We start from the raw sequence: 13,216 nt of genomic DNA, 5'->3' as shown, positions 1-13,216 counted from the left end.
GCGACACGGGCTGGTGTGGTGACGGTTCATCGTGAGCGGGACCTCTCTGAAGAGTTGGGAAGTAATGGTTTAGGGGAATCAGAGCCCGAGCAGGTCGCCCAGCCAGCCGAACGCATCAGTTGCGGCGCCGGAGCCGCCGTCATCAAGCAGGGGCAGCTCCGCACCGGCCAACGGCGGAGTGACTACGACCGGGCCCTTGCCGTCCCAGCCCGACCCGAGCAGCGCGCCGACGGTCTGACCCCAGGCCTGCCAGGCCGCGATCGGTCCGATGCCGGCGCTGTTGAGATCGAGAGTGCCCAGCACCGGAACCCCGCTGAATTCGATACCGACACTTTGGAAGATCGATCCACCCACTGCGGGCACCGAGGCGGCGACCTCGCCGCCAGGGCCGAGCACCTGATACGGGCCGACCGCAACGGCGCCCGGCGACAGCAGCCCACCGAAGGCGATGTCCAGGTGATCCATGTTCATTCCGGCCGGAAACACCCCGAAGCCGTTGATCATCGGCAGCAGGGCGTCCAGGTTCAAGGTGGCGCCGTTGAAGAACGCGCCGCCCATGTTGATCAGGGTGTCGCCCAGGCTGTCGTGGTCGGTGATGCTGTTGAGCAGCGCCACCCACGGGCTGATGCCCGGCCCGATCATGCCCATCAGCACGGCGCTTGCCGGCGATCCCAGGTAGTCGATGATCGGCATGATCTGGCTGGCATCGACATCGGCAGGGATGTAGCCGCCGATCTGGCCGAACATCAGCGCATGGGTGCCGTCCATCGTGTGGTTGAGCACCGTGGAATGCGTTGCGTCGGTCTCGTTCTGCAGCGCCCAGCCCGAGATCACCGCATTCAGATGCTTCTGAATCTCCTCGTTGACGTCGTTGGTGGAGCTCGACGGGTCGTTGAGCAGCCGGTCGGCGTAGTCCATCTGGTTGGCCCAAAACTGTTGCATCCCCACCCCGGGCGCCAGGTACCAGTTGTTGAGCATGGTCGTGACATTCGCCGAGGCGGCACTGAGGACATCCTGGAACGCCCCCGTCAATGCCACCGCGTGGGATTGGACATCCCGCAGAACAGGCAACGGCGCGGACACCGGGGTGATGGCGACGAGACTGGCTCCGACCAGAGCCACGCCAGCGGTGGCATAGGGGCGAACGGTGGCGTGCAAGGGGAACTCCTCGGCAGATGGATTGGTGAGGCACTGAACAGCGCTGAACGTAACTAAGCGAGGGCTAAGTGTCTCTAATCGAACGTTGTTATCCACGAAGACGTTTGACGTGGCGGCACGCCGGGACCTTTCGACCGAGATCAAATTCCCTGGTCAACGCCACAATCGGAAGTCACTCATCGGCGACTACCGGGGCCTCAACTGTTTCAAGCGGTAATTACCAGCCGGTAACCATTCCGGTTGTCCCCCAAGCAGAACCACACTGCCCGACTTCAGCAAACTGTGAGAACACTGGGAGCCACAATGGGTCCTAGTGACTACTCAGAGCGAACTCGGGCGATCTGACCGGGCCGATTGCCCGGCATTGGCTTTGAGAGGCGAGCTGATCCGACGGCACGCATCGCCCAGGGCGATAGCCTGCTGGCGCGACATCGGGCCCAAGTAGTGACTGCGAATTTCTTTGGCGTAGCAGGCAAGTGCTGGTCCCAACCGCACACGACCGTGCGGCGTGATAGTGACAACGACGCGCCGCCGATCACCTTGGCTGGGGCCGCGGCGCACCAGCCCGTCGGACTCCAGGCGGCTGATCTGCTGGGTCAGTCGACTGGGTTGCAGTGCACACGCTTTGCCCAACACGCTCATCGGCGCTGATCCGCCAGGCGATTTCGCGATCAGATCCAACAGCAGAATGTCGATCAGGGCGAGCTGGATCGCCTCGACCAACCGATCGTTCACGACCGGGAACAGCGTCGCCGACGACGACATGAACTGGTGCCAGCAACGCTTCCCGGCGTCGTCGACGCCCGGCAGATAACACGTGGGTGCCTCCGGAAAGGCTTGAGTATCAATGCGAACGGGAATCGACGGGCCTGGTTCGACCAATGCGCGCCGCAGTTCGGAAAGCCGCAGTCCCTCGCTGATGCGCCAACAGTTATCCGCAACGGTGCTGGCCTGCCGAGTCGACAGCGAACCGAGTAGGTGAGTCGACACGGTTTGCGCGTAGCTGATGATCGCCGGGGCGATGATCGCCCTTCCAGCGTCGTTGAGAAGCGCGACGACGCCCCGTTTGTCCTGCGGATCGGGCTCGCGGCGCACCAGTCCCCGCTCCCCGAGACGGTCGATTCGCGTTGTCATCTGACGGCGAGAAGCGCCCAACAGGTCGGCCAGATCACCCATTCGGGCCGACCCGTCCGTGGACTTGGCCAGGATGTCGAGTACCCGCAAGTCGATCACCGACAGTTGATGATCCACGGTCAGCGCCCGGTTGAGCGCCGCGTCGAATCGCAGCACGGCTTCCAAATAGTGTTGCCATGCTCGACGTTCGGCGAGATCCAAGCCGGGTAAATCACTCCCCGTCCGGCGGCGATCATGGCGCTGCACAGCGTCATGTTAAGCGACGTACTTGGGGCTTCTGATCGTTTTCGGCCGCCTCAGGCCGGTAGTAGCGTGTCGGACATGCGCGCCATCATCGCCGAATCCCCCGACGTCCTCGCCTGGCGAGAGGTCCCCGATCTGCAACCGGCCCCGGGCGAGGTGCTCATTCGGGTGGCCGCGGCCGGGGTGAACCGCGCCGATCTGCTGCAGGCGGCGGGCAAGTACCCTCCCCCACCCGGGGCCAGCGACATCCTCGGCCTGGAGGTGTCCGGCGTCATCACCGCGGTGGGAGACGAGGAGACCAGCTGGTCGGTCGGACAACAGGTTTGTGCCTTGCTGGCCGGGGGCGGCTACGCCGAATATGTGGCGGTTCCGGCTGCTCAAGTGCTGCCGATACCGGACCGGGTGGATCTGGTGGATGCGGCCGGCCTGCCGGAGGTGGCCTGCACCGTCTGGTCGAACCTGGTCTTGACCGCTGGGTTGTCCGAGGGCCAGTTGCTGCTGGTACACGGTGGAGCCAGCGGCGTGGGCAGCCACGCCATTCAGGTGGCACGTCAGCTCGGGGCGTGGGTGGCCGTCACCGCCGGATCCGGGGCCAAGTTGGCGTTCTGTCGTGAACTGGGCGCCGAGATCACCGTCAACTATCACGACGAGGACTTCGTGGCGCGGGTGCGTGAGGCCGGCGGTGCCGACGTGATCCTGGACATCATGGGGGCGGCCTACCTGGACCGCAATGTCGATGCGCTGGCCAACGACGGCCAGCTGGTGGTTATCGGGATGCAGGGCGGGGTCAAAGGCGAGCTGAATCTGGGCAAGCTGATCTCCAAGCGCGCCCGGGTGATCGGCACCGCGTTGCGCGGCCGGCCGGTGGAAGGGCCGCACAGCAAGGGCACGGTGGTTGCCGCGGTGACCAGCGAGCTCTGGCCGATGCTCGGCGACGGCCGGATCAAGCCGGTGATCGGTGCGCGACTGCCCATCACGCAGGCCGCCGAGGCACACCGGATGCTGTCATCGGGTGAGGTGACGGGGAAGGTTGTGCTGACCGTCTAGGCGCCGAACGTGCGTGGCATCACAGCCATAGTGCCGAACACGAAGGCCTATCCGCCTTTTCGGGCGTCAGGGCGCATATTCGTCGCTGATCTTCGCCAGGCAACGTAGCATCATTGGCGAGCCAATTGTCGACGGCGCTGCCGTCAACGGATCTCCAGGAGGAGTTTTTCATGGTTGCCGGAACCGGTCGTGCCCCAACGGATTCGGGAGCGCTATGAGTGCGCAGATGCCGCGGCAACGTAGTGGTCTCAGCGACTACGTCCTCTCGATACCGCCGCCTCCGCTGCCGATACTGGACGAGCCCTACAGCACTCGCTTCGCTGATCCGGACAGAGACGCCGAGATGATCTCGGAGTGGATGAATCGACCGCATTTGGCCCAGACCTGGGGCTACGACTACCCGCCCGACCAGTGGCGCCGCCATCTGGAGGTCCAATTCGAAGGCAACTACGCACGGCCATACATCTGGCTTCTACACGGCGAGCCCATCGGCTACATGGAGTTGTACCGCGCTGCACAGGATGACATCGCGACCGTTTACGACGCCCATCCCCACGACGTGGGCTTGCACGGCGCGATGGCCTCCGTCGGCGCACTCAGGAAAGGACACGCCACCAACATCCTAGGCCCGTTGGCTCGGAGCGTATTCGAGGCCGATCCAGAGTGCCGACGGATCATGGCGGATCCCCAGGCCGACGGCTCCAATGGACGGCTGTTCTGGGAGCACATAGGCATGCCGTTCCTCGGCGAGCACTACATGGTGAAGTGGGATCAGAGAATCGCATTGTTCTGCTGGCCCCGGACACCGGAGGATATCCCAGGCCATCGCGCTACGCCCTAAACACCAACGGCCAGGGCGGTGACGGATCGTCATCCGTCACCGCCCTTTTCGATGCTGCCCAGTCGCCCTGCAACCAATGACAATCCCCGGACCCGACACCGAAGTGTCGGACCGGGGATTCATCCGTTTACGCCCTGCCCGGCGTCTGGCTAGGGCGCGCCCGTGCCACCGGCGCCGCCGGCGCCGCCCACACCGGCCGGGCCCTTGCCAGCACCGGCGGCCGTGCCAGCGACACCATTGGATCCCGCATTACCGGCGACACCGTCACCATTGGTTCCGCCGGCACCACCTTGGCCACCATCACCGCCCCCGCCCGCCCAGTTGGACTTGCTGGGTCGGGAGGCACCGTTGACGCCGTTGCCGCCCTTGCCGCCCATGCCACCGGCGCCGCCCTGAGCCTGGGTGCCGTCGGCGTTGGCGCCGCCTTGGCCGCCGGTGCCACCGGTACCACCGGCACCGCCACTGCCACCGGTACCGCCACCGCCGGTGCCCTGACCGACGATGCCGTTGTAGCCGGCACCACCGGCACCGCCGGTGCCACCGGTACCCGCCTTCCCGCCGGTGCCGCCCTGACCGCCGAGACCGCCGGCGCCGTGTTCACCGGCATTTCCAACGCCCAGCGCAACACCACCGGCGCCACCTTGACCGGCCGCGCCGCCGACGCCACCGTCGCCGCCCTGACCGCCGACGCCGCCGGTACCGCCGGTACGCCCGGGCAAGCCGAGGCCACCCGCGCCGCCGGCACCGCCGGTGCCGCCGTTACCACCGGTACCGCCGGTACCGCCGATCCCGCCGCTGCCGCCAAGGCCGCCCTTGCCCCCGTCACCGGTCACCGTGCCGCCCGCACCGCCGACACCGCCGGTGCCACCCGCTCCACCGGCAAACCCGGTGGCGCCCTTGGCGCCGTCGCCGCCGGCGCCACCGGCCATAGCGTTACCGTTCGGGTCCTTGGGCATGGAACCCGTGCCGCCGTTCGCGGCGACCGAGGTGTTGGCTCCGGCATTGCCACCCTTGCCGGCGTTACCACCGGCGCCACCGTCGCCGTGTTGGCCGGCCGCACCGCCGTTACCACCGTTACCGCCGGCGGCGCCGGCGCCGTTGGCGGCGTTGGTACCCGACGTGCCGTTGGCACCCGTACCACCGTTACCCCCGGCACCACCGTTGCCGTACTCGCCGGTGTAGCTACCGCCGGTGCCGCCGTTGCCACCGACCTGCGCCAGGCCGCTGCCCAGTGTCGTGCCATTGCCGCCGTTACCGCCCGTGCCACCGGCGCCGACGGCGCCGTGGTTACCTGCGGCGCCGCTGTCGGCTTGGGTCACACCGTCGCCACCGAGACCGCCGGCGCCGGCCGCGCCGCCGGCGCCGTAAGTGCTGCTGCTGTTACCGCCCTTACCGCCGGTACCGGCTGCGGCATTCGTTCCGCCACCCGCGCCGTCACCACCGCGGCCGCCGACACCGGCGTTACCGCCCTTGCCGCCGTTACCGCCATGGCCGCCTGACCCATCCGCACCGTTGTTGCCAACCGTTGCCGTACCGCCGGCGCCACCTTGGCCACCGGCACCACCGGCCCCGCCAGCCCCGGCCGCGCCGGTGGCGTCACCGCCGACACCACCGTTGCCGCCGGTTCCGGCCGTGGCGTTGGTTCCCGCGGTGCCGTTGGCGGCGTTTCCGCCGGCGCCACCGTCACCACCGATACCGCCCCGGCCACCGGCGCCACCGTCACCGGAGATGGAGCCACCGGCACCACCGACACCACCGTTGCCGCCGGCCGTACCGGCCGTACCGTCGGTGCCATTGACGCCGCTGGTGCCGCCAGCCACACCGTTGGATCCAGCGCCGCCGTCACCGCCGATGCCGCCGTGTCCGATCGTGCCGGCCGCGCCACCGGCACCGCCGTTACCGCCGGTCTGGCCGAGTGCAGCGTTACCGCCGTGGCCACCGTCACCGCCGTTGCCGCCGAGCACCAGGCCGTCCTGGCCGTCGGCAGCAGCCGTGCCGTTTCCGCCGATTCCGCCGGTGCCACCTTGGCCCGCCGTGCCAGCGGTGCCGCCCTGGCCACCGTTACCACCGGAGCCAGCGATCGTGCCGCTGCCACCGCCGGCACCAGCGCCACCGTTACCGCCGTTGGCGCCGTCGCCGGTGTTGCCTCCGGCGCCGCCCTTGCCGCCGGCCCCGGCAGCGCCGATGTTGCCGTTGGTGGCGTCGCCGCCGATTCCACCGCTGCCGCCGTTACCACCGGCGCCGCCGTCACCGTTGGTGCTGGTGGCGTCGCCACCGTTGCCACCGTTGGCGCCGCTGCCGGCCGCCGCATTGGTCCCGGTGGCACCGTTGTCGCCGGCGCCGCCGTGGCCACCGCTACCGCCGGCACCGCCGGCACCGCCGACACCGCCGTTGCCCGCCTCAGTACCACCGGCACCACCCTGGCCGCCGCTGCCGCCGTGGCCGCCGGCCGTGCCGGCCGTGCCGTTACCGTTGATGTCGGTGCCGCCATCGACGCCGGCCGAGCCGACGCCGCCGTTACCACCGGCGCCACCGGTGCCGATCACGCCGGCGTTACCGCCCTTACCTCCGGAACCACCGTTCTGCGCCGAGCCGTCGCCCAGGGTCTGGCCGGCACCACCGTTACCGCCGGCACCGCCGTCACCGCCGGAGCCGTTGGTGCCGTCCTGGCCGTCGCCAGCCTGAGCGCCACCCTGGCCGATGCCGCCGGCGCCGCCGGCACCACCGAGGCCACGGTTTCCGCCGTCTCCGCCGATGCCACCGTTTCCGGCAGCGGCGTCGATACCGCCGTTGCCGCCGTGGCCGCCCGCACCACCGTTACCGGCGTTACCGGCGTTACCGCCTGCTCCACCGACGCCGCCGGCGCCATTGCTGGCCGCGCCGCCCTGGCCACCGGCACCACCGGAGGCCGCGTTACCGCCCTGGCCGCCGTTGCCGCCAGTGTCGCCGGCCAAGCCAATGACACCGTCGCCACCATTGCCGCCGCTACCGCCCGTACCGCCGGCACCGCCAGCACCTGCGGCGCCCGACGTGGTACCTCCGGCGCCACCGTTACCGCCATGGCCACCGACGCCGCCGTTGCCACCGAGAGTGCCGTTGCCGTCGATGTCGGTGCCACCGGCCAGGCCGCTGCCGCCACGGCCGCCGGCACCACCGGCACCGCCGGTACCGATCGCACCGGCCGCGCCACCGTTACCGCCGTAGCCACCTGCCTGGCCGGTCACACCGTCGGCGAGCATTGCGCCGTTTCCGCCGGCACCACCGACACCACCGTTGCCGCCGCCGGCGACCACGCCGGCCGCACCGTCGGACCGGTAGGTGACACCGTCACCGTTCAGGCCGCCCTTACCGGCGGAACCGGCCGTACCGCGGTCGCCACCGGCGCCGCCGTTACCACCGTGTCCTGCGGTGTCTTCGATGCCGCCGCCAGCACCGTTGCCGCCGCGGCCACCGTCACCAGCCTGACCGGAGGCGCCGCCGTTACCGCCGATACCACCGCTGCCGTTGAGGCCGGCCGTTCCGTTGGTCGCGCCGCCGCCCTTACCGCCGGCACCGCCAGCGCCACCGTTTCCGCCGTTACCCCCGTTGCCGCCATCGGTGCCGTCGCCGCCGTTGCCGCCACTGCCCGCGGCGGCGTCGGTGCCAGCGAGGCCCTGCACACCTGCGCCGCCGGCGCCACCGTTGCCGCCGGCACCGCCGACACCGCCCTGACCGCCGTTGCCGGAGATCGAGCCGCCCTTACCGCCGTTGCCCGCGTTACCGCCGGCGGCGCCGTTACCACCGGTTCCGCCGTTGGCCAGAGCCGTCGAGCCGGTTGCGCCCGCGGCGCCGGCGCCACCGTTACCGCCGGCGCCACCGTTACCCACGGGTCCGGCATTGCCACCGTCACCGCCCGCGCCACCAAGCTGAGCGGTGCCATCTGCGAGCAGCACGCCGGTGCCGCCCTTGCCGCCTGCCCCGCCGTTGCCGCCGATAGCCGCGGTACCGGCGTTACCTCCGGCTGCCTGGGAGGTGTGGCCGGCGTTCCAGCCGCCCGCACCGGCCGTGCCCGCCGTGCCGCGGACTCCGCCGTTGCCGCCGTCACCGCCCGAGCCCGCCACTGCGCCCGTGCCGCCGCCGGCGCCGTCGGCACCGCGGCCGCCGTTGCCGGCGTTGCCGGCATTACCGGCGTTCCCACCGGCGCCACCAGAACCGTCGGCACCACTGGAGCCGTGGTTGGCCGCGCCACCGGCACCGCCGTTGCCACCGATACCGCCGTTACCGCCGACGCCGCCGTTGCCGCCGTTGGTCCCGTCCGCGCCGGAGGCACCACTGCCCGGGGTTACGACCGCGCCACTGACGCCGTTGGCACCGTGGCCGGCGTTACCGCCGGCGCCACCTACACCACCTTGGCCGCCCGCACCGCCGTTGCCGGCATTCGTTCCGCCGGCACCACCGACACCGCCCGCACCACCGACGCCACCGTGGGTGCCGTTGGTGCCGTTGCCGTCGCTCAGGGTGACGCCGTCTTCACCAGCCGCACCGGCACCGCCGTTGCCGCCGGCACCACCGGTGCCCACCGACGCCGCGTTACCGCCGTGCCCACCTGCGCCGCCACCCTGGCCCGTGTCCGTGCCGCTGATCAGGCCCGCGCCGGTGCCACCCTGGCCACCGGCACCACCGTCGCTGCCGATACCGGCCACGCCACCGCTGCCGTCCGCGCCGTCGCCATCGGTGCCCACACCGCCGGCTCCCGCGGTGCCCGCGGCCGCGCCGTCGGCACCGGCACCGCCCGCGCCGCCCGCGCCTGCGTTGGCAGCGCCGCCGCCACCGAGGCCCTTACCACCAGCACCCGCCGTTCCAGCGTTACCGCCGTCGCCCGCGGCGCCGCCGGCGCCGCCGATACCGGCCAGTGCCTCACCGCCCTGGCCACCGACACCACCCTGGCCACCAGCACCGGCGTTCCCACCGTTGCCGCCCGCGGCGTCGGCCACTGTTGCGTCCGCGCCCGCGCCACCGGCACCACCGTTGCCGCCCTTACCGGCGTTGCCGCCGGCGCCACCGTTGCCCGACGTGGAGCCACCGATACCACCGGTGCCGCCGTTGCCGCCGACGCCACCGACCGCTCCCGCAGTCCCGTTGCCGTCGCCGCCGGTGATCCCGTCCACGGTCGCACCAACACCACCGGCACCACCGGCACCACCGTTGCCGATCGAAGCCGCGTTACCACCAGCGCCACCATGACCGCCGCCCTGGCCGACTCCGCCGCTCAGACCCACGCCGGCGCCGCCCTGGCCGCCGACGCCGCCATCGCTGGCAATGCCGTCGGGGCGAGTGGAGCCATCCGCGCCGTTGGTGGTGCCGGCACCGCCGAGGCCTGCCTGGCCTGCCGCTCCACCGTCGGCCCCGTTGCCGCCGTTACCGCCGTTCCCCGCGGTCGCCGCACCGCCGCCGCCGAGGCCCTTACCGCCGGCGCCGGCGACGCCACCATTGCCACCCATGCCGGCGTTGCCACCGGTGCCACCAGTGCCATTGGTGGCCGCGCCACCCTGGCCACCGTTGCCGCCCGCGCCGCCGGCCCCGGCGTTGCCGCCGTTACCACCGGCCGTGTCGGCCACCGTGGCGTCCGCGCCCGCACCGCCGGCGCCACCCTGGCCGCCGACACCGCCGTAGCCGCCCGCGCCGCCGTTACCCGAAATGCTGCCGCCGGCACCACCCAGGCCACCGTCGCCACCGATACCACCGACCGCTCCGTCGGTGCCGTGTCCGTCGTTGCCGGTGACACCGTCTACCGTCGCACCGGCGCCGCCGGTGCCACCCATTCCGCCGTTACCGACCGCGGCGGCGTTGCCACCCTGGCCGCCGTTGCCGCCGCCCTGGCCGGTGTTCGTCCCGCTGATCAGGCCGTATCCGTCGCCTCCGCGACCGCCATCGGCACCGTCGGCCGCGATGCCATCGGTGCCGGTGGCCCCGTCCGCGCCCGCGTCGACCCCGACGCCACCCACGCCGGCCTGGCCGCCTGCGCCGCCGAGGGCGCCGTCACCGCCGTTGCCACCGGCACCGGCGTTGGCGCCGCCACCGCCGCCGCTGCCCTGACCGCCGACGGCCGCCGTGCCCGCGTTGCCGCCGGTACCACCGGCGCCACCTTGGCCGCCGGTGCCTTCAGCCGAGGTACCGCCGGCACCACCGGTGCCGCCCGCGCCACCCGCACCGGCGGCTCCACCGTTGCCGCCCGCGAGGTCCAGCAGGTAACCGTCGTCGGCTGCGCCACCGTTGCCACCGTTACCACCGGCGCCACCATTACCACCGGCGCCACCGTTGCCCGAGCCCACACCAGCGGCACCGCCGGCACCGCCGTTGCCGCCTACGGCACCGGTACCACCCGCGGTGCCATCGATGACCACCGTCGTTCCGTTGATTCCCGACGCGCCGTTGCCGCCGTCGCCGCCGACACCGCCGTCGCCGCCGATACCGGCCGTACCACCGGCACCGCCGTTGCCGCCGGCCTGCGGCACAGTTCCGCCGAGCAGTTCACCGTCTCCACCGCGGCCGCCGGCGCCACCGTGGCCGCCGCCGCCCTCGGCACCATCAGCGCCCTGGTCCGCCTGAGCACTGTTGTCCGCGTTCCATCCACCGGCACCACCGGCGCCAGCCGAGCCGCGGTTACCACCGGTACCGCCCTCTGCACCGGATCCCGCCGTGGCGTTGTTGCCGCCACCCGCACCGTCGCCGCCGCGACCACCATTGCCGGCATTACCGGCCGCGCCACCGGTACCACCCTGGCCGCCGTCGCCGTCGGCGCCGGCGTTGCCCGCGGTCGCGGTGCCGCCGGCACCGCCCTGACCACCGACACCACCGGCACCACCGTTGCCACTGTCACCGCCGCCGATACCGACCGTGCCGTCGCCGCCGCTGCCAGCCGCCGCGTCGACACCGGCCTGACCATCGAGCCCGTGGCCACCGGCACCACCGGTGCCGCCGACGCCGCCCGCACCACCGGCGCCACCGTTACCCACGGTGGTGCCGCCGGCACCACCGATGCCGCCCGCACCACCGGCCCCACCGACAACGCCGTCCGTGCCGTTACCACTGATGTCCGTGTGCCCGGCCGTGCCGGTCGCACCCTTACCGCCGACGCCACCGTTACCGCCGTCACCGACCGCCCCGGCGTTACCACCGTTGCCGCCCTGGCCACCGGCCTGCACGGTGCCATCGCCCAGGAGCTCACCGGCACCACCGGCACCACCGTTACCGCCGTTGCCGCCGGTGCCATCGGCGCCAGCCGCGCCCGAGGCCGCGTGGTTGCCGCTGCCGCTCGAACCACCGGCGCCACCCGCGCCACCGCTACCGATGGCACCACCGGCGCCACCCTTACCGCCGTTCCCGGCCGCTGCCCCGGTACCACCACCGGCACCATCGCCACCGTTACCACCGACACCGGTCGCCCCCGCGGCGCCACCGTCGCCACCGATACCACCGACACCGTGCGCACCCGCGGTGCCGTGCGCCGAGGTGCCGCCGGCACCACCGTCGCCACCGACACCACCCACGCCGCCGTTGCCGGCCGTGCTGGTCGCGTCACCACCGTCGCCACCGTTGTCACCGCTACCGGCGGCCGCATTCAGACCCGCAGTGCCGTCGGCACCGGCACCGCCGACACCACCGGTGGCACCGCGGCCACCGGCACCACCGGCACCACCGTTGCCGGCCTGCGAACCACCGGCACCACCAGCGCCACCGACACCACCGGCGCCACCGGCCAGACCCGTGGTGCCATTGCCGTTGGCATCGGTGTGTCCGGCCACGCCAACCGCACCGTCACCACCGGCACCACCGGCGCCACCGTTGCCCAGCGAACCGCCGTCACCACCACGGCCACCAGCACCACCGGCGCCACCGGCGATGGTGGCGTCGGCGCCGTCGCCACCACGACCACCGTTACCACCACCGGTCGCCGCCGTACCCGCATTACCCGCAGCGCCACCAGGCGCAGCCGCACCACCGGCACCGGCCACACCCGCGTCACCACCGCGACCACCGGCGCCGCCATCGATGTGCGCACCATCGCCGTCTGCGCCGGCGCCACCGTTGCCTCCGGCACCGGCATTACCACCATCACCAGCGGCGCCGCCAACACCCGCGACACCCGACGAGCCCAGCAGACCACCAGAGCCAGCCGCACCACCGAGACCCGCGGCACCACCGGCACCACCGTTACCACCGTTACCGGCCGCGCCGCCATCGGCGCCCGGTGCGGTGGCGTCGATGCCGTCACCGCCATCGCCACCGTTACCACCATCGGCACCAGCACCACCGGCACCACCCTTACCACCGGAACCGATCAGCCACGAACCCTTACCACCGGCACCACCATTACCACCAGCACCACCATTCGCACCGGCAAGACCATTCAGCCCAGCACCAACCGCCGCCCCAGCAGCACCCACCGCACCATCGCCACCAAGACCACCATTACCGCCCGAACCGAACGCCAACCCAAGACCATCACCACCGGCACCACCAACACCACCGGCACCACCAGCGATACCAGCACCCGCAGCACCACCATCACCGCCGATACCCATCCCCCAGCCACCGTTACCACCGGCGCCACCGTCACCACCATCAACACCCGCACCACCGGCGCCACCATCGCCGAACATGCCCGCCGAACCACCAACACCACCAGTGCCATCAGCAGCCGTACCACCAGCACCACCATCACCGAACCACAAACCACCAGCACCACCAGCAGCCTGCGCCAGCGTCCCACCATCAATACCGTCAGCACCATTACCGATCAGAATCTGACCG

Annotated in this window: 5 protein-coding genes; 2 read left to right on the top strand and 3 right to left on the bottom strand. The window is 71.6% G+C overall.

Going from position 1 to position 13,216, the window contains the following annotated elements; genetic code table 11:
* Positions 1-78 precede the first annotated feature (78 nt).
* A complete protein-coding gene (gjpA, locus tag EJK91_RS18345; RefSeq protein ID WP_046191212.1) occupies positions 79-1,158 on the bottom strand; it encodes an outer membrane porin GjpA in 1,080 nt (359 codons plus the stop codon).
* A 321-nt stretch (positions 1,159-1,479) separates the two neighbouring features.
* Entirely contained in the window at positions 1,480-2,391 is a 912-nt protein-coding gene (locus EJK91_RS18340; RefSeq protein WP_241178744.1) for a MarR family winged helix-turn-helix transcriptional regulator, read from the bottom strand.
* Between the two features lie 222 nt (positions 2,392-2,613).
* Between EJK91_RS18340 and EJK91_RS18335 the strand changes: the two genes are divergently transcribed.
* On the top strand, positions 2,614-3,582 hold the full coding sequence (locus EJK91_RS18335) for an NAD(P)H-quinone oxidoreductase (protein WP_046191214.1): 969 nt from the start codon (positions 2,614-2,616) through the stop codon (positions 3,580-3,582).
* A gap of 214 nt (positions 3,583-3,796) precedes the next feature.
* Complete coding sequence (locus EJK91_RS18330) at positions 3,797-4,423, top strand: GNAT family N-acetyltransferase (protein WP_046191211.1); 627 nt, start codon at positions 3,797-3,799, stop codon at positions 4,421-4,423.
* Positions 4,424-4,572: 149 nt separating this feature from the next.
* On the opposite strand, the gene EJK91_RS21910 is transcribed toward EJK91_RS18330, so the two are convergent.
* On the bottom strand, positions 4,573-13,216 hold an 8,644-nt coding region (locus tag EJK91_RS21910), incomplete at its 5' end, for a hypothetical protein (protein ID WP_444850833.1).

The sequence above is a fragment of the Mycobacterium sp. P7213 genome (assembly GCF_900604305.1).
Classification (GTDB): domain Bacteria; phylum Actinomycetota; class Actinomycetes; order Mycobacteriales; family Mycobacteriaceae; genus Mycobacterium.
The sequence above is the reverse complement of the archived record's forward strand: the minus strand, read 5'-3'. Positions and strand labels throughout refer to the sequence as shown.